Raw genomic sequence first — 21009 nt, 5'->3', positions numbered from 1 at the left:
GTTCACCCGCACCCACCGGCGTGCCCCCCGTCAACCAGTCCGCCCGCCAGCGGTTGCCCGGGGTCCGGCCCCGGCTGCGGGGAGCGGGCCCGGACGTGCGCGGCGAACGCGGGCAGGCGGTCGACGCCCCAGAACCGCGCCCGCCCCCGGCGGAAGTACGGCACCCCGAACACGCCGTCGGAGCACACGTCCAGCAACCGCTCGACCCCCTCAGCGCGCAGGTCCGGGTCCTCGCCCGCGCCCGCGGCCGCCGTCGGGTCCACGCCCACCTCCGCCGCCGCCGCCCCGACGACGGCCGGGTCGCAGATGTCCAGCCCGCGCTCCCAGCGCGCGGCGGTCACCGCGGCCACGAACTCCCGGCTCGCCCCGGCCCGCTCGGCGACCAGGTACGCCAGGTGCGGCACCTCCCACACCGGGTCCCGGTCCACCGGCCAGGCGGGCACCAGCCCGCGCTCGGCGGCCAGCCGTTTGACGTCCTGGAGGACGTAGAGGTGCTTGGCCCGTGACATCGGCGCGTACGGGAAGTCGCCGCCGCGGTCACGCAGGGCCGCGGCCGACCGCGCGTCCGGCTCCCAGAACGGGCGCCACCGCGCGGTCAGGGCGATGTCGGGGAACCGGGTCACCAGGTCGTGCAACGCCAGCCAGGAGTACGGGCTGCGCAGCGAGAAGTAGAACCGCGGCTCAGACGACAAGGCCACCATCGACCCCGAGCACCTGGGCGGTGATGTAGGACGCGCGGTCCGACACCAGGAACGACACCAGGTCGGCCACCTCGGCGGCGGTGCCGAAGCGCCGCAGCGCTATGCGTTCGCCGAGCCCGCTGACCACCTCGGCGCCCAGTGGCGCGGTCATGTCCGTCTCGATGAAGCCCGGCGCCACCGCGTTGACCCGGACCCCGTAGCGGCCCACTTCCTTCGCCAGCGACTTGGCGAAGCCGATGACCCCGGCCTTGGACGCGGAGTAGTTGGACTGGCCCGCGTTGCCGTGCACGCCGCTGACGGACGACAGGACCACGACCGCCCCCGCCTTGCGCTTGACCATGCCGAACACCGCCGAGCGGCAGGCGTGGAAGGTGCCGTCGAGGTTGGTGCGCAGCACCGACTGCCAGTCGCCCTCGTCGAGCAGCACCATCGGCCGGTCGCGCACGATGCCCGCGCTGGTGACCGCGGCGGCGAGCGGGCCGAGCTCGTCCTCCGCCGCCCGCACGAACCGGGTGACCTGGTCGGCGTCGGCGACGTCGACCCGGCGGGCCAGCACCGCCGCCCCCGCGGCGGCCGCCTCCGCCGCGACCACGGCCGCGGCGTCGTCATCGGCCCGGTAGCAGAACGCGACGTCGTGGCCATCGCGGGCGAGCCGGGTCACCACGGCGCGGCCGATGCCGCGCGAGCCGCCGGTGACCAGGGCGACCGGGCGGGCGCTCACCGCGCCACCCCCTCGGTCAGCACCGAGGAGTCGCGCAGCGCGGCGGAGAACGACGCCACCGACAGCACCTCGCGGCCGTCGACCTCGCTCGTGCCCGCCAGCACCACCGCGTCGTCCACGGCCCGCACCAGGGACACCCGGTGCACCAGCACGTCGCCCGGCAGCACCGGACCGCCCAGGCGCACGCCGGAGATGCCGGTCGCCAGCTCCACCTTGCCTGCCAGCACGTCCGGGTTCGGCGCCTCCCAGCAGGCCAGCAGCACCGCGGCCTGCGCCCACGACTCCAGCAGGTGGCTCAACGGGTACGCCGGGTCCTGGTCACCGCCGGTGCCGCTGTAGCAGCTCTCGGCCGCCGTCACCGCCTTGCGGGCGACCAGCCGCTGACCTGGCACCACCTCGTCCACCCGGTCCACCAGCAGGATCGGGTACCGGTGCGGGATCACCCGCTTGATCTCCTCGACGCCGATCACGTCGTCCCCCCGTTCCCGTAGCGCAGCCGGATCCCGGCGACGCGCTGCCCGCGCACAGCCACCTCGGCCGTGCACACCAGGTCGCCACCGCCCGCGGCCTCGAAGACCAGCGCCGCCTCGGCGGTGTCGCCCGGGTACACCGGCCGCCGGAACCTGACCCGCTCCAGCTCGACCAGCCGCAGCCCGGCCACCGCCGGGTGCGCGGTGGCGGCCCGGTGCACGTGCTGCACCAGGAACAGGCCGGGCAGGATGGGGAACCCCGGGTAGTGCCCGGTGAACACCGGGTCGGCCGGGTCGGCGGTCAGCGGCACCACCAGACCGGGTGGGGCGGTGGTGCTCATCGGACCGCCTCCAGCACCGCCGCGCCGACCATGCGGTCGCGGCCCACCGAGGTGACCAGCCCGGTGCCGCCGTCCTCGGCCAGGGCCGCGAGCACGGCGGCGACCTGGAAGCCCGCCGCCGCGGCTGTCGTGTCGCCGATCAGCGCGCGGGTGTCCAGCACGCGCGGCCCCGGGTCGCCCAGTGCCGCCCGCAGCGCGGCGCGCTCGGCGCCGTCCACGGCCAGCAGCGGCGCGGCGACCCGGACCTGGTCCGCGCCGACCCCCGCGTCGGCCAGCGCCGAGTCGACGCACACGGCCAGCGCCCCCGCCAGGTCGTCCCCCGCGGCGCGGAAGCGGGTGGAGCGCAGCACCGCGAGCGGGGTGCGACCGCCGGTGTCGCCCGCGGGTTCCAGCAGGAACGCCGCGCCGCCCTCGCCGAGGGCGGGCCGCGCCTCGCCGTCACCGCCTGCGTGCCACTCGAGCCAGCCGCGCTGCGGCGTGCACTCCTCAACCGCGCCGACCAGCACCCGGTCGCAGCGGCGGTTGCGCAGCAGCCGGGAGGCGTAGCTCAGCGCGAGCAGCCCGGTGAGCCAATCACCGGTGATGGTGGTGTTCGGGCCGCGCAGGCCGTGCCAGATCGCGCTCTGCCCGGCCGCCTTGTTCATCACCGTGTTCGGGAACTGCGCGGGGTCCACCAGGTAGGGGCGGTCGCCCACCAGCGACTCGGTGGTGAAGTCCATGATGGACTGCGCGGAGCCGGACCCGGTCCCCAACACCAGCCCGACCCGCTCGAGGTCGTCGGTCAGGCCCGGACCGCCCTCGGTCACCAGCAGTCCGACCGCGCTGACCGCGAGCCCGGTCAACCTGTCCATCGCCCTGGTCCCCCTGCGCCCCAGGTGGTCCTTGGGCGTGAAGCCGGGCACCATCCCGGCCCGCGGGTACGGTCCCGCCGCCCCCGCCGGGTCCGCCAGCGCCGATCGGCCCGCGAGCACGCCCGCGCCGAACGCCTCCGCGCCCACGCCGTACGGCGAGAGCGCCGACCAGGCGGTGACGACCAACTCCGGCGCCGCCACTGCGGTGCTCACCGGGCACCGCCCAGCGCCGCGGCGAGCCGCTCCGGGAACGGCACCACGCTCCAGTCGCGGCGGCTGTCGATGATCGCGTAGCCGTGGGTGATCGTGCCGGTCGCCACCGGGACCAGCGCGCCGCCGCGGGTGACGTAGCAGTCCATGGCCGCGGTGTAGGTGAGGTCCTTGAAGACCTCGGTCACGGTGAAGGCGGTGTGCACCCGCTCCTCCATCTTCGCCTCGCCGACGATCCGCACGTGCGAGCGTGGCACGACCGGGATGAGGTCGTCCTCGTCGAGCAGCGTCTTGATCGACACCCCGCGGTCGGCGAGGAACAGGTCGACCGCCTCCTCCATCAGCCGCAGGTAGCCGCTGAGCTGGACGCGCTCGGTGAAGTGGCAGTACGGGTAGGGCACCCGCCACGACCACGCGAAGGCGTTGCGGTCCCTGGTGAGCTGCGCGACGGGGTCCCCGGTCAGCGGCACGGTGGCGGGCTCGCCCAGCTCGCCGACCACGTGCGGCAGGAGCGCGGCGGGAGCGGGCTCGGCGGGCAGGCCGCGCGGGTCTGCGCGCAGCACCACGCCGACCGTGGCCCTGGCGACCTTGGTGTCCGGGTCGGCCCGGGTGGTCAGCAGCACGGACAGGCGCAGCTGCCCGCCCGCGTCCGGGAGCCTGCGCACGGTGGCCACCACCACGTCGTCGACGTGGAAGGCGGTGAACATCTTGGTGTCCACGTCGACCAAGTCCACGCACAGCCCGTGCCGCTCGTAGAGCAGGCCCGCGGGCGCGCCGTTCTTGCGCAGGTGGTCGAGCACGGCCTCCTCCACCAGGTAGTTGACGTGCTTGAAGCCGATCCAGGTGCAGATGTTGGCGCCCTCGTAGCGCGGGGTCGTGGTGAGCGTGGTCGGCGAGGTCGCAGCGGCCAGCGCTTCCCCGGCGCCCGCTGCGGGTCCAGTGGTGGCGGTCATGTCGGCTCCAGGTGCGGGTGTCGGGTGGTGGTCACGGCGGCGAGGAAGGCGTCGACCTCGGCGGAGAAGCGGGCGGGGCGCTGCAGCATCGGGAAGTGCCCACAACCCTCGATCACCTCGGCGCGCGCCAGGGGCAGCGCCGCGGCCAGCGCTCGCGCCTCCGCGGGCCGGGTGGCGATGTCCTCATCGCCGACCAGGACCAGCTGCGGGGCGGTCACCGCCGCCAGGTCCAGGAACGGCGTGCGCAGGTAGGTGTCGAAGAACCGGAACCAGCCGTAGGGACCTGCCCGGTCGCGCAGCACCTCGGCGGCCGCGGCGACCCGCCCGGGGTCCGCGCCGGGGCGGTCCAGGTGCAGCGCCTCGGCGAAGATCCGGTGGAACCCGCCTGCGTGGTGCGCCAGCGTCGCCCAGTCGAACTCCGCCGGGTCCGCTCGGTAGAACGGACCGACCAGCACCGCGGGCAGCGGCGCCAGCAACCGCCGCGACACTGCCTCCAGCAGCAGCCCGGCGGTGAACGAGTGGGCCACGACGGCGTCGACGGGGTGCCGGTCGAGCACCTCCACGAGCTGGTCCACCGGGTCGCGGGTGTGCGCCCAGTCGCCCGTGCCGAGGTTGTGCCACGGCAGCTGCACGGCCTCGGCCTCGACGGCGGGCCCTGCCACGGCCACCGCCGCACGCCAGATCGAGCGGGAGGACGCGAGCCCGTGCAGGTACAGCACGCGCACGCGCCCGGTCACGGCGACTCCCGGTGCCTGCCGACGACGACCACGGCGTTGTTGCCGCCGAAGGCGAGCGAGTTGTTCTGCGCCACGTGCACCGTCGCGGGTCGGGCCACGTTGGGCACGCAGTCCACCCCGCACTCCGGGTCGGTCCTGGTGTGGTTGATCGTCGGCGGGATGAACCCCTCGGTGATCGACAGCGCGCACGCCGCGGTGGCCAGCGCGCTGGCCGCGCCCATCGTGTGCCCGAGCATCCCCTTGATCGACACGGTGGGCGGCGGTGGCCCGTTGAAGGCCCGCCGGATGGCGGCCGCCTCGGTCGAGTCGTTCGCCCGGGTGCCGGTGCCGTGCGCGGAGATGAAGTCGACCTCCTCGGGTTCCACGCCCGCGTCCTCGTGCGCGAGGGTCATGCACCGGGCGAGGCTGGCCTCGTCCGGCGCGACGGGGCTGAGCGCGTCGCAGGTCAAGCCGTAGCCGAGAACCTCGGCGTACACCCGGGCCCCGCGCTCGGCCGCGCGCTCGGCTGTCTCGAGCACCAGCACACCCGCGCCCTCGCCGGTCAGGATGCCGGTGCGGTCGGCGTCGAACGGGCTGCACACCCGCGCTGCCATCGCCCCGAGCCGGTAGAACCCGGCGAAAGTCTTGCGGCACAGGGCGTCCACACCACCGGCGAGCACCAAGTCGACGTCCCCCGCGCGCAGCGCGTCGACCCCGTGCCCGATGGCGTAGTTGCCCGCCGCGCACGCGGTGGGGATGGTGACCGCCTCCACGTCCACCAGCCCCAGCTCGCGCACCGCGCTGGTGGCCAGCTTGCCCGCCTGCACCCGGCCCGCCAGCGCGCGGTCGAGCCGCCCCGGGCCGCCCGCCCGCTGCTGGACGGTCAGCTCGTCGAGGTCGCGGGACTCCCCATCGGTGGTGCCGATGGACACCAGCGACCGCGCCGCGCGCAACCGGTCATCGGACAGTCCCGCGTCGGCCGCGGCCATCCTGGCCGCTGCGGCGGAGAACTGCGCGGCCCTGCCCAGCGCCGCCGGGTCGGTCCGGTGCAGCCAGCGCGCCGGGTCGAACCCGGTCACCTCGGTCCCGATGGCGCTGTCGTAGCCCTCCGTGGGGAACGCGGTGATCGGCTTGGCGCCGCTGCGGCCCGCGCGCAACCCCTCGGTGAACTCCGCGACGCCCACACCGATGCTGGTCACCACGCCGAGGCCGGTGATCACCACCCGGGGCCGCCCGTTGTCGTCGCGCACGGCGGGCCTCAGCGCGCCGAGGCTTCGTCGACCACGGCGACGATCGCGTCCAGGCTGACCATGCGGGCCAGTTCGGCCTGGTCGATGTGCACGCCGAAGGTGCGCTCGAGCGCGGCGAGGATCTCGATGGCGCCCATCGAGTCCGCGTCGTGGTCCTCCTTGAGCAGGTCGGCCCCACCCAACTCCGACGGCTCGATCTCGAGGATGTCGCAGACGATCTCCTTGATCCGGGCGGGGCGGTCGGTGACGGCAGAAGACATGGCTCTCCCCTTAGCTCTGTTCCGGGATGTGCGCGGCCGTGCCGCGGCAAGAGGACTTCCTGGGTGAACCGTCGCCTACGCGGCTATTGGTTTCCTATATTTCCCGCGCAACGCGCCCACCCCCACGACGGCGGCCGAACCGATCAGCGCGAACCCCGCGACGGCACCGAGCGCGGTCAGCGTCGCGGTGTCCGGGTGGACCAGCGACTGGCCGCGCAACGCCTGCCACGCGACGGTGGCGAGCAGTCCAGCGTAGGACACCGAGACCACAGCCACCAACCCGATCCGCACGGCCTGCGGGCTCAGCGCCGCCCAGCGGCGGGCGAGGAGGTCGACCAGCACCAGCACGAGCGGGATCACCTGCAGCGCATGGATGCCAACCAGGTGCGGGATGCGCAGGTCACCGCCCACTGTGCTCCACCCGGTCAGCGGCATCGATGGCCCGCCGTCCGGTACGCCGACGCTGTGGCCGCCGAAGATCCCCTCACCGTGCCCCGCCAGCCGGGCGGCGCGCTGGACCTCGGTCTCCGCGCCCATCAGCGGGCCGAAGCCCATGCCGACCACGGACAGGAGGGCGCCCGCGCGGATGGCCCAGACCGCCGCCCTGTCCCTCGACCTGGCGAACAGGAACAGGACGGCGAGCACGAGCGAGCTGACCATGATGAGCGCCGCCGAGATGCCCATGACGTTGCCGAGCACGGTGTCGAACGCGCTCTGCTTGTTGAAGTGGCTGCGCCGCCCGCGGAAGGCCTGGACGACCAAGCCTAGGTACTCCACCGACAGCAGCAGCACGAGGAACCAGCCGATCACGTCCGCGGTCCTGCGCCCGGCGGTCAGCACCGCCCGGAGCCACGACCACGTGATCGCGAACGTGCCGATGGACAGCGCGAACTTGAACGGCTTGACCCAGACCGGTTCCCCCACCAGCACGCGCGGGTCGAGCAGCACCCCGGCGAAGGTGAGCACCGCCGCGACCGCCATCGCCGCCGCCAGCACGAGCAGCGGCCGGTGCCAGCCCTCGGTGGACCGGCGCGGCGCCGCCCCGACGGCCTCCCGCGTCGCGGTGCTCACCGGACCAGCACGTGGCCGTCAGCGGGCCGGTGGTCGCGCGAGCGCCGCAGGTCTGACACCGCGAAGGCGCGCTGCAGCCAGCGGTCCCGGCCGTCGTAGCGCGGCCGGAACGCCGTCCGCCCGTGCAGCGTGACCCGGTTGTCCACGATCGCGAGATCGCCAGGACGCAGCACCAGCGTCCGCGAAGTGGCCGCCAACGCCCCGTGCAGGGCGGGTAGCGCCGCCTCGCCCTCGGCGGTCACCGCCCGGGTGACGCCGAAGTCGACGACCACGTCCGGATCATCCGGGTCACCGCCGAGCACCGCGTGCGGCTGGGTCTCGTCGCCGACGCCGCCGAACGACGGTGGCGGCGCCGTCACGAACTCCGGGCGCGCCAACGCCTCACGCACCCGGTCGTCCAGCAGGGGCAGCGCCCGCCGCGCGCACGCGAGCCGCAGCCCGGCCGTCCCCTCGTGGTCCGAGCGCAGGCACAGCAGCAGCACGTGGTCGGGGCGGTGCGGGTGGAAGGCGTTCTCCACGTGGAACTCCAGGTCCACCGACCCCTCGTTGCCCTGCATCTCCTCGCTGCCCGGCACCGGGACCACGTCGTGCACGAGCAGCCCCTTCTTCTCCGCGCGGAACGCCACCGGCTCGCCCAGGGCGAGGACGGCGAGCATCAGCGCGGCGGAGGGGGGAGTGGGCGTGTGCTGGGCGCTGCCGCCGACGGCGGGGGTTGGCGGCAGCGCGGCGGCGTCCCCGATCGGCAGACCGCGCACCAGCAGCGAACCCGCTGCGCCGGAGTGCCGCTGCAGCGCGCGCAGGCTGCGGCGCAACCCGACGGGCAGCGCCAGCGCGGCGTCGCGCACCCGGTCGAGCCACTCGGCGGAGGAGATCTCCCCGCCGTCGGCGGCCAACCGCTCGGCGATCGCCCCGACGGCGGTGCGATCCGCCGCGTCCAACACGTGTGTCCCGGTTGCCGGCGAGTGGTGGTCTGGTCGGTGGGATCGGGCGGGAGTGGTCATGGGGTGCCCCTCAGACGGGAGTCGGGTGGATCGTGCGGGAGCCGGTGCGCAGGGCGGGATCGGCGGCGAGGATGGCCTCGTGCACGCGCCGCAGCTCCGCACCTGGCTCGACGCCGAGCTCCTCGACCAGCAGCTGCCTGCCCTCGTGGTAGGCGGCGAGGGCGTCTGCCTGCCGGTCGCACCGGTAGTGGGTGGTCATGAGCTGGGCGCGGAAACCCTCCCGGAGGGGGTGCGCGCGCACCAGCGCGGTCAGCTCGGGCAGCGCCAGCGCGTGCCTGCCCAAGTCGAGGTCCAGCGCTATCCGCTGCTCCAGCACCGCGAGCCTGGTCTCCTCCAGCCGTGGCCCCGCGACCGCGGCCAAGTGGTCGGTGACCCCGGACAGCGCGGGCCCGCGCCACTGCGCCAGCGCCCGGCCCAGCAGCGTGGACGCCTCGTCGGCCCGCCCGGCGTCCGCCGCCGCGCGCCCGGCGGCGGCGAGCGCGTCGAACTCGGCGAGGTCGAGCCGCGCGCCGTCGAGCATCAGGCGGTACCCCGGCGCGGAGCGCTCGACGCGCGCGCCGAACGCCCGGCGCAGCCGGGAGACGTAGGTGTGCACCTGGGCGCGGTGGGTGGCGGGCGGGGACTCGCCCCACAGGTGGTCGGTGAGCTGGTGCACGGGCACCGTGCGCTCACCGGCCAACAGCAGGGCGGCTAGCACGGTCTTGGGCTTGGCGCCGTCGACGGGGATCTCCCCGCCGCCCCGGTGCACCTCGACCGGCCCCAGGATCCGGTACTGCGCGACGGGCGGCGCGCCGTGACCCGTGTGGCGGGTGGACCGGACCGCCTCAGCCCGCGGATCCAGGGCTGGGCCAGACCCGGTGTCGAAGCCCGAGCGGGTGTTCACCGCGGTACCTCCCCCAGGTTCGGCAGATGACCCCACTCTGCCCAGCGCTGCCGGGTGCGACCACTACCAGCTTCGCGACTGCCTCATACCGCCGTGCTATGGCCCGCTCGGCCCATGGCGACCACCACCCTGCGCGGCCCCGTGTAGGCCTCGCGGCCGTGCAGCACGGCCATGTTGTCCACCACGACGAGGTCGCCCGGACGCCACGGCACGACCACCCGGTTGCGGTCCGCCGCCGCGCGCACCGCGTCGAGATCGGATCCGGGGATCGGCGCCCCGTCGCCGTAGGTGACCCAGTGCGGCAGGTCCGCCGGGTCGTCGACGAGGTCGAGCAGGTCCGCGGCGCCCTCGCCGGGCAGGTTCGACGGGTGCCACTGGTCGGCCTGGTTGAACCACACCTCGTGGCCGCGGGCGTGCTCGCGGGTGGCGGGTCGGCGGTGGGTCACCCGCAACCCGCCCGACCGCGTCCAGGAGTGCTCGGCACCGGCCCCGGCGAGGAACTCCTCGACCTCGCCGCGGTCGGCCGTCTCGAACGTGTCCTGCCAGGACCTGCCCAGGCCGTGGCCGCTGTGCAGGTTCTGGTGGTAGGTGACGCCGCGGGAGGTGAACCGCTCGCGCACCGGGTCGGGCAGGTGCTCGAGAAGCGCGCGGCCGTCGCACAGCGGGGTGGCCCCTCCGGTCCGCGCCGCGACGAGGCAGCCGAAGTAGAGGCGGTCGGGCCAGGTGCCTGCATAGGAGAGCTCGTTGTGCAACGAGATGGGATAGCGGGCCGGGTACTCGGTGGAGGTGAACACCGCGCCGCCGACCGGAGTGCGGGGCGTGTTGCCGCCGCGGTAGCTGCCGATGAGCGGAGCGCTGAACCGCTCGACTCGCTCGTGGAATCCGGGGATGTCGGTGAAACCGGTGCTGCGCACCACCACCGCGCCGGTTTCCGCCAGGTGGCGCTCCACCTCGTCCGGGGTGTGCCCGTCCCCGTCGAGCACCGCCACCGTCGTCCCGCCCGCGCTCACCCGCATGGTCGCCTCCCAGTCCGGCCGTCCCGACCGCGCGGACACTAGGGGTGGCTCCGATGGAAAACCTGTATCCGCGGGTCGGCCCGCCCGCCGGGGGAAGGGCGGACGGGCCGGGCGCCCGCAGGGGGTGGGGGAACCCGCCGCGGGCGCGTCCGGTGGTTACCGGAGGGTGTGCTCAGCCCGCCGCGCGGCCACTCCCGGCGCGGCGGGGACGGGCACCTTGCCCGGCCACCAGCTGCGGTGGCCCAGCAGCGTCAGCAGCGAGGGCAGCACCAGGATGCGGATGACCACGGCGTCGAGGATGACCGCGACGGCGAGGCCGAAGCCGATCTGCTTGAGCTCCAGCAGGCCCACGAACAGGAAGCTGACGAACACCGACACCATGACCACGGCCGCGCTGGTCACCACGCCTGCGGACCGGGTGACGCCTTCGGCGACCGCGCGCCGGGTTGGCAGGCCCGCCAGCACGCCCTCGCGGATCCGGCTGACGACGAACACCTGGTAGTCCATCGACAGGCCGAACAGGATCACGAAGAGGATCAGCGGTATCCGCGAGCTGACGAACCCGCCGGAGGCGAACCCGAGCAGGTCCTGCGCCCACGTCCCCTGGAAGACCGCGACGAGGGCGCCGAACGCGGCCGCCGCGGAGAGCACGTTGAGCGCGATGCCGACCAGGCCGATGACCACTGAGCGGAACGAGGTGCTCATCATCACGAAGGTGGCCAGCAGCACGAACCCCACGATCAGCGGCGTCCGCTCGCCCTGGTGCTCCACGTAGTCCACCGACCGCGCGACCTGCCCGGAGACGGCGTACCGCGCGCCCGGCACCGCGCCCACGGTCGCAGGCAGGAGCGTCGAGCGCAGGACGTCGAGCGAGCGGATCGAGGCCTCGGCGTTGGCACCCGTCGGGACCGGCAGCTCCAGCGTGGTGATCCGGCCGTCCGCCGAGGAGCGCAGGCGCGGCTCGGTGGTGTCGGCGAACAGGGGGTCGGCTTGGGCGCGCTGGTCCAGCGAGGTCAACGCCCGCCGGACGGCGTCGGCCTGGCCTGCGTCGGCCTGGACGGCGACGAAGTGCGCGACGCCTTCCGCGGGGAAGGACTGGGTCATCCGGTCGTAGGTGGCGATGGCCGGGATCGTCTTGGGGAAGGTGTCGTTGCCCTCGACCCGCAGCGTGATGCCCAGCGCGGGCAGCGCCAGCAGCAGCATGGCGCCGGTCGCGACGACCAGGGTGACCACCGGGTGGCGGGTCGCGGGGCGCAGCAGGCCTTGCCAGACGCGGCTGGGCTGCTCGCTCTCCGGCCGCGCGCCGTTCTTGCGCACGCTGCGCCGGTCGACGCGGCCGCCGAGCTTGGCCAGCAGCGCGGGCAGGACCGTCAGCGAGCTGAGCACGGCGACCAGCACGACGATGATCGACCCGGTGGTGATGGAGGAGAAGATGACGTCGTCGGCCAGGTACAGCCCGACGAGTGAGACCAGCACGGCGACCCCGGAGACCACGATGGCGTGCCCGGAGGTCACCGCCGCCAGTTCCACGGCGGTCCGGTGGTCGATCCGCCCACCCGCGCGGGCCCGCTCCTCGCGCACCCGCTTGAGGTAGAACAGCGAGTAGTCGACGCCGACGGCCATCCCCATGAGCAGCACGACGTTCGCCACCGCCCCACCGGCGTCCGGGAAGGCGTAGGACGCCAGGCCGTAGAGCCCGAGCGCGGTCCCCACCGACGAGATGGCCAGCAGCAGCGGCACCGCGGCGGCCAGCAGCGCGCCGAAGACCAGCAGCAGGATCACCAGGGTGACCGGGAAGGTGATCAGCTCGGCGCGCAGCAGGTCGGAACCGAGTTGCGCGCTGTTGCCCTGGGACGTCGACACCGTGCCGGTCTGCTCGAGCTGGACGTCGCCGTACCCGCCGCGTGCCTGCTCGACCTGCGCGTTGACGTCCGGCAGCGCCGCGGTCGCGTCCTTGGCCGTGCCCACCATGGTGAAGGTGACCAGCACGGCGGTCCCGTCCTGCGCCGTCCGCGGCGCCTGCACCTGGTCGACCGAGGGCAGCCCCCCGAGCCGCCGCGCCACGTCGTCCGCCGCCCGCGCCGCCGACTCACCGACCTGCCCACCACCACGCTGGGTGATCAGCACCCGTTCCGTCGGCGGCTGCACCAGGCCGCCCTCGGTGGCGATGGCCTCGGCCCGCCCCGCCTCGCCGACCCAGAAATCGGACCCGCCCGCCTGGTTCGTGCCGACGACCGCGCCCGCCCCGACGCAGACCACCACCAGCACCAACCAGCCGATGATTGCCTTCCAGGGGTTGCGCGCGCTCCACCGCGCCACCCGGACTGCGGGTCCCCGCCGTTCCTCGCCCATCGCCCCATCCCCCAACGCCCGACCTGATCGGGTCTCGGTCTGACTCATGTAAGACCAGACTGACAGGTGTCGGCTCAGTCGTCAACCACGGACGGTGATCACGCCCTTGACCGGTGAGGCTGCCTCAGGACCCGGCGGGCAGCACCTGGCCGAGGTGGTGGGTGAGCCAGGCCCAGTACCCCGGGAACAGCCGGGCGTACTCGCAGTAGTAGTCGCGCACGGCCCGCACCAACCGCGTCAGTGGCTTCCGCCCCAGCGCGCCCCGCCGCGAGACCAGCACCAGGTCCTCGTGGGCCTGTCCCAACGCCGGGGCCACGAGTTCCACGTCAGGGCTGGCCGCGGTGGGCGTGGCCAAGGCCGCGACACCGGCCTCCCGCACCCAGCTCATCGCCTCCGCGTGGCCCGCCACCCGGTGCACCACCTCGGGTTCGAACCCCAGCGGCCCGCTGAAGAAGTCCTCCTCGATCGGGTGGAACCCGTGGTCGCGCACCCGGCGCACCCACCTCATCGCCCGCAGGGCAGCCGCGTCCACCGGCGCTGGCGACGAGGGCGGCACCGCCACCCACACCGGTTCGCTGATCACCGTCGCCGCCACCAGGTCCACCCGCTCGCCCCACGCGCCCAGGTCGACGCGGCCGCCGCACACCAGCGCGGCATCGAGCTGACCGCGGGCGATGGCCGCGATCGCCCCCGACGGCGAGTCCAGGGTCTCGGTGCGCACCCCCACCCCGGGCAGCGCGGCCACGATCGACTGCTGCAGTCCGAACGGCGTCCACTCCACGTTTCCCACCCGCACGACGGCGCCCGCCACCGCACCCGCCGCGGCGTCATCGATGCGCTCGACGATGGCGTCGGCGTGCGCCGCCAGCTCCGCCATCATCGGGATCAACCGCTCCCCCAGGGCGGTGGGCTCGATCCCCGTCCGCGAGCGCACGAACAGCGCCCCGCCCACGGTCCGCTCGATCCGCCGCAGCTGCGCGCTGACACTGGGCTGGGGCAGTGCCAACCGCACCGAAGCCCGCGTGATGCTCCCCGTCTCGGCCAAGGCGACGACGACCCTGGCGTGCCGAACCTCGATGTCCAAGCCGACCCCCATGCTCGGTGAAGCACTCTCAGCTCTGCCCCGAGCATCGCACCCCGAAGCCTTTCGCGCACCGATTTCTCCCATTTCCTGCCAGGGGCGGTGCGGTCTGCGCCGAGGGGGCGCAGGTTCACACCCTGTGAGCTCGACCGCAGAGGAGTCTGGGAGGTAAGAGCCTCCGCAGGCTTCGTCTTCTTGCGCTCGGGGGACACTCCCACGCCGAGCAAAGCGCTCGATGCCCTCTCTGCCTTGAGGTTGAGCGCAGGTCCTGCGAGTCCGTGCCGCCTCTGTTCATCGACCTGACGTGGTCACGCTTCGTGATCTCCTAGGACCGCCACCTGCGGTTCGACAACAAACCGAAATCGACCCGGTACAACTACGAGTTGGCGAATGTGCAATTAGCTGATTTCTCTTCGTGGCTTTTCCGAGAGGGCGGCGTGGGAGGCTGCGCCGCTGCGTGGTGCGGTGGATGAGGAGGTGCGGGAGTGGTGGGAGGGTTGGGAGACCCGGTTCGCCGACATCGACGTCCACGGCGCGACCGGTGGCCCCACCGAGGTCATCGACTACGTCGGGTGCGTCGCGGCCTGAGCCCGATCGGGTGACTGCGCGGGGATGCGCGATCTCCCGATCGCTGGAGCCGTACGGTCGATGGCTGGCCGATGACACCCCGAATCGGCGGATCGCATCGACCAGCGGCATCAACTCGGTGACGTCGTTGTGGTTGCCGTCCTTGGACGAACATCGTCTCGTGGGACACGCGCATGTCCTCGTCCACCGGGAACTCCGCCCTCAGTCGTGTCGAGATCTGCTGCGGTGACCACTGCAACCCCGGACCGGCGGTCACAGTCACGCAACCGGCAAGGAGCCTTCAGCGTCCACGTTTCGGCCGCGCCCGCATCGTTTTCGCCCGCCTGCCCGCCTTGACCGCCCGACACTTGTCCCTACCACTTCCGAGAACTCAGAGTGGGAGCAAGCGGCTCTGGCTAGAGGGCCCTGGGCCGTACCGGTGAACGCGGGTGTGACCGGTAACACGGCGTCCGTGGGTGGCGACGAGGTCTCCGTGAACACACTCAGTACACGACTGCTCACGATCCTCGCGGCGACGCTGGCGTGCAGCGGGGCGACTGCGGCTGTCTCGATGTCGGCCGCGCAGGCGATCATCGAGTACCCGGTTCCCTGTGACCCCGACTGCGGCGAACCTGACCCGGGGGATCCGGGCACACCGCCCCCGCCGCCTCCCGCCCCGAGCACCTGCACCAACCAGGGCACCCAGGTTTACGCGGACTCGGTCACCTCCTACAGCCCCGACTGCGGCACCGGCTTCCGCGTGCACGCCTACACCACCCGGCTGCGCTGGGACTCCTACTCCGGCGGCAGCCCGGTCAAGTCCGCCCGCATGCAGAGCTATGTGCGGTTCGAACGCACCAATGGTGACGGCCTCGACGCCCGCAACACCAGCGTGTCCTGCCGCGACAGCTACAACGGCTCCGGATCCGACGGCGAGGGCACGGCCACCAAGACCACCGTCACCTACAGCACCCCTGGAATCCCGCCCGGGGCGCCGGTCACCGTGACCTGCACCCACCAGGCCACCTACAACAACATCACCTACTCCACCACGACCGTGCAGACCATCTACGCACCCCACCCCTACTAACGAGCCCACCGCGAGCATCGGCACCGCAGCGCACCGCGACAGGGCCATCCCGGCGGGAGGCCCTGTCGCGGCGTGGCGAGAGGGTTGCCGGCCTCCACGTCAGATGGCCGGTCAAGCGCAACGCCTGCACCGCTTACCGCGACTGCGGCAAGGAGCAAAAGCGATGGCCCGGAACTGCCTGAGCCGGTTGGAGCAGCGCTTGACGACGTTGCGGCGCGGATAGGCGACCGTGTCGAAGGCCGGCGGGCGGCCACCGGCCCGGCCGCGGCGCAGCCGGTTGGCCTGCTGGTCGCGGCGTTCGGGGATGGTGGCGGTGATGTGGCGGGCCCGTAGCCAGGTGCGGATGGCACGGAAGGAGTAGTCCTTGTCGGCCAGGACCGGCTCGGCCGGGTCGCCCGCCGCCCACCGCCCCACGGCCGGAACTCGATCCCGGTCACCACCTGGGTGAACATCGTGCAGTCGTTGACATTGCCGCCGGTCAACACCACCGACAACGGCCGCCCGTGCCCGTCACACGCCAGATGCATCTTGGTGGTGGGCCCGCCGCGGGACCGGCCGATGGCATGATCACCTGGCTCGCCCTGCCCACTACGGGGCCCGCCCGCCCCCCGCGTGGGATGCGGGGGCGCGGCGGGGAACCGGCGGCGTGCTGGTGGGCGCGCACGAGGGAGGAATCGACCGAGACCTCCTGGTCGAGTTCGTCGACCGCCTCGTCGATCACCGTCACCCGAGAGGCCAGCGTGGCCAGGGTGCCATCACGCGACCAACGCCAGAACCGGGTGTAGACGGTCTTCCACGGCCCGTATCGACGCGGTGGGCCGCCTCTTCAGAGGCGTTCGACGCGGTCGGCCTGGGGGCCCCGGTCGCTCTGGCGCACCGCGTACCGGACGCGGTCGCCCTTCTGCAGCGGCTCCGAGCCCATGATCACGGACACGTGGGCGAAGAGGTCGTCGCCGCCTGCGTCCGGGGTGATGAAGCCGAAGCCGCGGTCGCTGTCGTAGCGTGCGACGACGCCCTCGCCGGCTCGTGCGGGTACGTCCCGCGCGGGGGCGGCAGGTGCCGGTCGCCGTGGTGGCTTCTGGGGCTCGGCGCCCCGGACCAGGTGCACGTCGCGGGCTTGTGGGCCCTTGTCCCCACTGGCCACCTCGTAGGCGACGCGGTCGCCCTCTGCGAGCCAGGTCAGCCCCTCGGCCAGGGACCGGGCGTGGACGAAGATGTCCCCGGCGCCGGAGTCGGGGTTGATGAAGCCGAAGCCCTTGTCCTCGTCGTACCAGGCCACCGTGCCGTCGGCGCCGTCCGCGGCACCAGCCGGGGCGGGTGCGCCTGCGCCTGGTTCCAGCGGGATCACGTGCGCGGCCTGCGGGCCGCGCTCGCCTTCGACGACCAGGAAGGCCACCCGCTGCCCCTCGGTGACCACGCCGCCGGTCACGATGGCGGAGCTGTGCACGAAGATGTCGACGCCGCCGCCGTCCGGCGACGCGAAGCCGTACCCCTTGGCCGGTTCGTACCAGTTGACGGTGCCGAGCAGGCCCACGGTGCTGCCGGTGGCGGCGTCGGCGGTGACGCGAACGCGCAGCGCTTGGGGCCCGCGGTCGTTCTCGCCGACCTCGAACACGACGGCCTGACCCTCGCGGAGCACCTTCGCGCCGCCGTCCTCGACGATCTCGGAGGCGTGCACGAACACGTCCGGCGAGCCGTCCTCGGGCGCGAGGAAGCCGAAACCCCGTTCGACGTCGAACCAGCGGACGGTCCCTTGCGGCATCACAAGCTCCAGGTCGAGAGGGTGGGCACTGGCCCCCAGTCTCTCTGACGGACTTCCGGTCCGTCGAGCCGGGCCCACAGGCGGGCGGCGCGCAACCAGGGACAGGCCGAGTTCTCACCTGGTTCTTCAACCCGCGTGGGGTTGGCGCCGGGTCGTGGTGAGGTCGCGTTCGGTGGTCTTGCCGACGTCGTGCCGAGCGGCCGGCGGGCGACCGCTCATGGCCAACGGCGCCCTGCCAAGGCGACGCCGGGCGTGATCATGAACGACGCGACGGGCAGCCTCGACGGCCCTGCAAGAGGACTTTAGCGCCACCGGAATGGCCACAACTGGCCATTCCGGATTCTCAGAACAGTGGGTAGCGTCGTGGTCACCAGCGGTCACTCCTGAAGGAGCGGAATGCGACGCGACCTCCCCACCAGCGGCGACGGCACCGGTCCGACAGCGGGGACGGGGCGCGGCATCACCCGTGCGACGTTCCTCAAGGGGGCCGCGGGCGCACTGCTCGGAGCCAGCGGTGGGCTCGGTGCCGCGACGGCCAGCGCGGATGTCACGCCGCGTGCCGGGTACCTCAAGGACCTCACGGGCAGCGAGACGGCCCGGTTCGGCTTCCTGGGCACCGACCTGGGGTACACGGCGCGGACCAACCACGGCTACTGCATCTCGATCTTCGGTGACACCTTCGACCAGGCGGTGCCGGTCAACGTCACCGGGTGGCGTTCGCCCGTTGGGCTGCGCCAGTCGAACACCGACCTGCAGAACGGCATCCGCTGGGACAACGCCATCGGTGGTGCGCGGGCCAAGGAGCTGATCCCGTACCGGCACAACGACCCCAACTACGCCAGGAACACGCCGGGGCAGGTCGTCACCGAGATCCCCAACGACCTGATCCACCTGCCCGACGGCCGCTACATGATGTCCACGTTCGGCGTGCGGGACTGGGCGATCCCCGAGCAGGGGGGCATCCCGAGCGCCGGTGGCAGCTGGCGCACCTGGTACTCCCGGCTGTGGACGTCGACCGACACCAACGCCGAGTACTGGACCACCACGTGGAACCTGGAGACCAACCGGGAGAACATGGACTACTGGAACAGCGGCGACATGAGCCTGTTCCAGAACAACACCATGATCATGTGGCCGGGGGAGAACTTCGTCTACATCTACGGGACCAACGAGGGCCGCTGGAACGGCGGCGGCATCCACCTCATGCGGGTGCCGTGGGACAAGATGTGGAACTACAGCCAGTACCGCTTCTGGGGCGTCGACGGCTCCGGTCGCTGGGACTGGCGCCAGTACGGGCCGATCACGCCGATCATCAACGCGCCGAGTCGCTACGAGGCCATCGGCGAGTTGTCGGCACAGGTCATCGAGGGGCGGGTCGTGCTGTCGTTCCTCAACGGCGGTCGCGGCGCGGTCACCCAGACGGCGCCGTACCCGACAGGTCTGTGGAGCGCCCCGAAGACCCACGTGACCTACGCCCAGGCCCAGAACATCTACGCGCCGATCGTGCACCCGTACTCGACGCTGGCCAACTCCCACATCCTGTTGTCGCAGTGGATCGGGTCCCAGTACTACGGCGTCCGCCAGTGGACGGGCAACATGTACGGCACCATCGCGGCGCGCGGCTCGATCGCTGACACCCTGGCGGTGATGAAGGACGAGCCGGCCCTTCCCGGGCACGTCGGACCGGTGTCGCCGCAGTGGCAGAAGCTGCCGCTGGCCGAGCAGATCGCGGTGCTCGGTGACAACACCGACAGCCGCGTGAGCAGGGCCGACATCGCGGCGGTGACGAAGTCCGCGCCGAGCGCCAACAACGGGGTGTCGGCGGCACGCCACCGAGCGGGGGCGATGGCGACCGGCTAGGCGTGCGGAAACTCATCTGAGGTAAGGGGCGATGCCCGCACCCGCCGTGCCGGGACACTGGATAAGCGGCGGGTGCGGGGTGGGTCAGGTGTTGTGGTGGTCATCGGGTGCTTGCGGGTGGTGGGTGAGGGTGGCGCGGACCCAGTGGTCGATAAGGTCTCCGGCTGCGGTGCGGTCGCGGGTGGGGATGGCCCAGAGGTCGCAGAGGTGGTCGAGGATGAGGTTGGCCGCGGCGCCTGTGGGGGTGTGGCGGTCGTGGCTGGTGATAGTGAGGACGGCTTCTTCGGGTGCCAGGTCGAGGTGGCGGGCGAGGGTCAGGACTCCGGCGCGTAGTGCGATGGCGTGGGCGGCCAATGCCGGGGCGGAGATGTCGTGGGGTGGGTGGGTCACGGGTCAGGTGTCCAGGCGGGTGCGGTGGGCGCGCAGGGTGTCGAGGGAGTCGGTGTCGGTGAGGCTGTGGTCGAGCAGGTCCTGGGTTCGTTGTTGGTAGGGGGTGGTGGTGTCGGGGTGTTCGAGGATGAGGTGGGTGGTGAGCAGGTCGAGTGCGATGACGGGGTGGAAGTGGGGGATGTGCAGCTGGGTGAAGGCTTCGGTCGGTGGTTCGGTGGCGGGCAGCACCCGCACTGACCATGGCCCGTGGAGTAGGGCGTCGAGCTGGTCGCGCAGCACTTGTGGTGGTGTCGGTGTGCGGGTGAGGGCGGTCTCCGGGATCAGGAGGGTGCGGTGCGGGTCGGGTGTGGCTGGTGGTGTCGCTGGTCGGGGGTGGCCGGTGATGGCGTGGTGGTATTCCGGGGTGCGGGCGGGGAGGGGGATGTGATGGGGGTGGTAGTGGACGGCGGTGTTGGCGGTGGCCTCGATTTCGGCTATTAGGTGGGGGCTGTCGGTGTTGTGGTGGGGTAGTAGCCAGGTGGTGTCGGTGGCCGTGCGGGTCAGGTCGTAGAGCAGGGGGCGTTGGGCGGGGTCGATGTCCAGCAGGGCGCAGAGGGCGCCGATCTGCAGGCTGGTGGGGATGCGGCGGCCGGTCATCATCCGGTTGGCCATCGCGACGGTCATGTTCATCAGTTCGGCGAGGGCGCGGGTGGTCAGGCCGAGGTGGTTGCGTGCGGTGTTGAGGCGGTTGGCGATGATGGCCGCCCGCAAGGTCACGGGGCGGATCTCGTCATGGCCCATGGCGAATCGTGCTTCCTGCTCGTAGAACGCGGTTGAATGTCGGGTGTGGACGGCTGGCCCGCCGGGAGGTGGTCAGGTGCCGGCGTGGGTATCGGCCTAGCGGCCGATGAGGTGGGTGCTGGTCACCGGGGCGTGGGTGGCGCCCAGCTGAGAGGCAAAGGAACTTGGTCCCGCTTAGCCCTGACTGCCACTCCCCACGGGGTTGGCACGCTGACGCGTCCACGCCGTCGCGACCTGGGCCAGTCCCCTGTGGTCCGACCAGCACAGCCAGCCCGGGCGACGGATCGTGGCGATCGCTCGCTGCGGTCCCTCCTTCACCGGTCCGGGGAAAGGGCGATCACGCAAGACCAGGAAGCGGCGCTGCTCGACACAAGTGCCGCGGAAGACAGCAACGAAGTCGTCGCCCTTCGCGAGACGGAACGTGCATCCGCCGTGAAATACGCGGCTGCAAGCGACGTTTCCGATGTCGGAGCTCGGTGTTGGGTCGTTGGCGCGCATCGCTGTCACCTCGCCTGAAGTAGGAGATCTGTTTCAGGACGAAGCGGCACAACCCTGAGGACACGCGCACGAGTGAGCGACTTGGTCGCGTCGTCAGCCAGTCTCGTGAGTGCGTGCCGTTTCGGCCCTGAAACAGACCGTAGGGCCAGTCAGACGCGCCTACCCGGACGCTGCGTCCGGGTAAG

Annotated in this window: 22 protein-coding genes and 1 pseudogene; 3 read left to right on the top strand and 20 right to left on the bottom strand. The window is 72.6% G+C overall.

The window, feature by feature from the left end; genetic code table 11:
- Positions 1–2 precede the first annotated feature (2 nt).
- The 15 genes from BJP25_RS19100 to BJP25_RS19030 all read right to left on the bottom strand — a co-directional run bounded on the left by BJP25_RS19100 (position 3) and on the right by BJP25_RS19030 (position 13880).
- Complete coding sequence (locus BJP25_RS19100) at positions 3–701, bottom strand: 2-hydroxychromene-2-carboxylate isomerase (protein WP_075976338.1); 699 nt, start codon at positions 699–701, stop codon at positions 3–5.
- A complete protein-coding gene (fabG, locus tag BJP25_RS19095; RefSeq protein WP_075976337.1) occupies positions 682–1422 on the bottom strand; it encodes a 3-oxoacyl-ACP reductase FabG in 741 nt (246 codons plus the stop codon). The genes BJP25_RS19100 and fabG overlap by 20 nt, the downstream gene beginning before the upstream one ends.
- On the bottom strand, positions 1419–1892 hold the full coding sequence (locus BJP25_RS19090; protein ID WP_075976336.1) for a 3-hydroxyacyl-ACP dehydratase FabZ family protein: 474 nt from the start codon (positions 1890–1892) through the stop codon (positions 1419–1421). Before BJP25_RS19090 ends, fabG begins: the two co-directional genes overlap by 4 nt.
- Positions 1889–2233: a hotdog family protein gene (locus BJP25_RS19085; RefSeq protein ID WP_075976335.1), complete on the bottom strand. Its 345-nt coding sequence runs from the start codon at positions 2231–2233 to the stop codon at positions 1889–1891. Before BJP25_RS19085 ends, BJP25_RS19090 begins: the two co-directional genes overlap by 4 nt.
- The gene (locus tag BJP25_RS19080) at positions 2230–3297 is read right to left on the bottom strand and encodes a beta-ketoacyl synthase N-terminal-like domain-containing protein (RefSeq protein WP_075976334.1); all 1068 of its coding nucleotides are present in this window, start codon (positions 3295–3297) and stop codon (positions 2230–2232) included. The genes BJP25_RS19085 and BJP25_RS19080 overlap by 4 nt, the downstream gene beginning before the upstream one ends.
- Entirely contained in the window at positions 3294–4247 is a 954-nt protein-coding gene (locus BJP25_RS19075; RefSeq protein ID WP_233158153.1) for an acyl-CoA thioesterase, read from the bottom strand. The genes BJP25_RS19080 and BJP25_RS19075 overlap by 4 nt, the downstream gene beginning before the upstream one ends.
- Positions 4244–4984, bottom strand: coding sequence for an alpha/beta fold hydrolase (locus BJP25_RS19070; protein ID WP_075976333.1), 741 nt, complete (start codon positions 4982–4984; stop codon positions 4244–4246). Before BJP25_RS19070 ends, BJP25_RS19075 begins: the two co-directional genes overlap by 4 nt.
- Complete coding sequence (locus BJP25_RS19065) at positions 4981–6213, bottom strand: beta-ketoacyl-[acyl-carrier-protein] synthase family protein (protein ID WP_075976332.1); 1233 nt, start codon at positions 6211–6213, stop codon at positions 4981–4983. The genes BJP25_RS19070 and BJP25_RS19065 overlap by 4 nt, the downstream gene beginning before the upstream one ends.
- An 8-nt stretch (positions 6214–6221) precedes the next feature.
- Positions 6222–6473, bottom strand: coding sequence for an acyl carrier protein (locus tag BJP25_RS19060; RefSeq protein ID WP_075976331.1), 252 nt, complete (start codon positions 6471–6473; stop codon positions 6222–6224).
- A gap of 75 nt (positions 6474–6548) precedes the next feature.
- On the bottom strand, positions 6549–7544 hold the full coding sequence (locus BJP25_RS19055; RefSeq protein WP_075976330.1) for a hypothetical protein: 996 nt from the start codon (positions 7542–7544) through the stop codon (positions 6549–6551).
- Positions 7541–8485 (bottom strand): TauD/TfdA family dioxygenase, encoded by a 945-nt coding sequence (locus BJP25_RS19050; RefSeq protein ID WP_233158152.1) that lies wholly within the window; start codon positions 8483–8485, stop codon positions 7541–7543. Before BJP25_RS19050 ends, BJP25_RS19055 begins: the two co-directional genes overlap by 4 nt.
- A 70-nt stretch (positions 8486–8555) precedes the next feature.
- The gene (locus BJP25_RS19045; RefSeq protein ID WP_233158151.1) at positions 8556–9428 is read right to left on the bottom strand and encodes an AfsR/SARP family transcriptional regulator; all 873 of its coding nucleotides are present in this window, start codon (positions 9426–9428) and stop codon (positions 8556–8558) included.
- A gap of 83 nt (positions 9429–9511) precedes the next feature.
- Positions 9512–10444: a TauD/TfdA family dioxygenase gene (locus BJP25_RS19040; RefSeq protein WP_143219185.1), complete on the bottom strand. Its 933-nt coding sequence runs from the start codon at positions 10442–10444 to the stop codon at positions 9512–9514.
- Between the two features lie 156 nt (positions 10445–10600).
- Positions 10601–12796 (bottom strand): MMPL family transporter, encoded by a 2196-nt coding sequence (locus BJP25_RS19035; protein WP_198943552.1) that lies wholly within the window; start codon positions 12794–12796, stop codon positions 10601–10603.
- 124 nt (positions 12797–12920) lie between these two features.
- Entirely contained in the window at positions 12921–13880 is a 960-nt protein-coding gene (locus BJP25_RS19030) for a LysR family transcriptional regulator (protein ID WP_075976433.1), read from the bottom strand.
- Positions 13881–14342: 462 nt separating this feature from the next.
- Between BJP25_RS19030 and BJP25_RS36295 the strand changes: the two genes are divergently transcribed.
- Complete coding sequence (locus BJP25_RS36295; protein WP_269844557.1) at positions 14343–14465, top strand: hypothetical protein; 123 nt, start codon at positions 14343–14345, stop codon at positions 14463–14465.
- A 472-nt stretch (positions 14466–14937) separates the two neighbouring features.
- Positions 14938–15534: a hypothetical protein gene (locus tag BJP25_RS19025; protein WP_143219183.1), complete on the top strand. Its 597-nt coding sequence runs from the start codon at positions 14938–14940 to the stop codon at positions 15532–15534.
- Between the two features lie 111 nt (positions 15535–15645).
- Here BJP25_RS19025 and BJP25_RS34245 read toward each other — a convergent pair whose 3' ends face one another.
- The 3 genes and pseudogenes from BJP25_RS34245 to BJP25_RS36570 form a co-directional block, all read right to left on the bottom strand.
- On the bottom strand, positions 15646–15948 hold the full coding sequence (locus BJP25_RS34245; RefSeq protein WP_075976325.1) for a transposase: 303 nt from the start codon (positions 15946–15948) through the stop codon (positions 15646–15648).
- A gap of 56 nt (positions 15949–16004) precedes the next feature.
- Positions 16005–16061 (bottom strand): annotated as a pseudogene (locus tag BJP25_RS36575) (hypothetical protein); the annotation flags it as partial.
- Positions 16062–16360: 299 nt separating this feature from the next.
- Positions 16361–17296 carry a cold-shock protein gene (locus tag BJP25_RS36570; protein ID WP_075976324.1) on the bottom strand — a complete coding sequence of 312 codons (936 nt, stop codon included), beginning with the start codon at positions 17294–17296 and terminating at the stop codon, positions 16361–16363.
- A 396-nt stretch (positions 17297–17692) separates the two neighbouring features.
- On the opposite strand from BJP25_RS36570, the gene BJP25_RS19000 reads away from it, so the two are divergent.
- Positions 17693–19156: a DUF4185 domain-containing protein gene (locus BJP25_RS19000; RefSeq protein WP_075976323.1), complete on the top strand. Its 1464-nt coding sequence runs from the start codon at positions 17693–17695 to the stop codon at positions 19154–19156.
- A gap of 84 nt (positions 19157–19240) precedes the next feature.
- On the opposite strand, the gene BJP25_RS18995 is transcribed toward BJP25_RS19000, so the two are convergent.
- Both BJP25_RS18995 and BJP25_RS36285 read right to left on the bottom strand, forming a co-directional pair.
- The gene (locus BJP25_RS18995; RefSeq protein WP_075976322.1) at positions 19241–19546 is read right to left on the bottom strand and encodes a hypothetical protein; all 306 of its coding nucleotides are present in this window, start codon (positions 19544–19546) and stop codon (positions 19241–19243) included.
- Positions 19547–19549: 3 nt separating this feature from the next.
- Positions 19550–20326 carry a helix-turn-helix domain-containing protein gene (locus BJP25_RS36285; protein WP_075976321.1) on the bottom strand — a complete coding sequence of 259 codons (777 nt, stop codon included), beginning with the start codon at positions 20324–20326 and terminating at the stop codon, positions 19550–19552.
- Positions 20327–21009 lie beyond the last annotated feature (683 nt).

This window comes from Actinokineospora bangkokensis, from assembly GCF_001940455.1.
Lineage (GTDB): Bacteria > Actinomycetota > Actinomycetes > Mycobacteriales > Pseudonocardiaceae > Actinokineospora > Actinokineospora bangkokensis.
This window is presented reverse-complemented; position numbering and strand designations above follow the sequence as displayed.

Bases quoted from the DNA above. Each gene is read 5' to 3' on its own strand.
- BJP25_RS19085 (WP_075976335.1), bottom strand. From the start codon at position 2,233: ATGAGCACCACCGCCCCACCCGGTCTGGTGGTGCCGCTGACCGCCGAC.
- BJP25_RS19040 (WP_143219185.1), bottom strand. From the start codon at position 10,444: ATGCGGGTGAGCGCGGGCGGGACGACGGTGGCGGTGCTCGACGGGGAC.
- BJP25_RS36285 (WP_075976321.1), bottom strand. From the start codon at position 20,326: ATGGGCCATGACGAGATCCGCCCCGTGACCTTGCGGGCGGCCATCATC.
- BJP25_RS19075 (WP_233158153.1), bottom strand. From the start codon at position 4,247: ATGACCGCCACCACTGGACCCGCAGCGGGCGCCGGGGAAGCGCTGGCC.
- BJP25_RS19000 (WP_075976323.1), top strand. From the start codon at position 17,693: ATGCGACGCGACCTCCCCACCAGCGGCGACGGCACCGGTCCGACAGCG.
- BJP25_RS36570 (WP_075976324.1), bottom strand. From the start codon at position 17,296: ATGCCGCAAGGGACCGTCCGCTGGTTCGACGTCGAACGGGGTTTCGGC.
- BJP25_RS19035 (WP_198943552.1), bottom strand. From the start codon at position 12,796: ATGGGCGAGGAACGGCGGGGACCCGCAGTCCGGGTGGCGCGGTGGAGC.
- BJP25_RS19100 (WP_075976338.1), bottom strand. From the start codon at position 701: ATGGTGGCCTTGTCGTCTGAGCCGCGGTTCTACTTCTCGCTGCGCAGC.
- BJP25_RS19060 (WP_075976331.1), bottom strand. From the start codon at position 6,473: ATGTCTTCTGCCGTCACCGACCGCCCCGCCCGGATCAAGGAGATCGTC.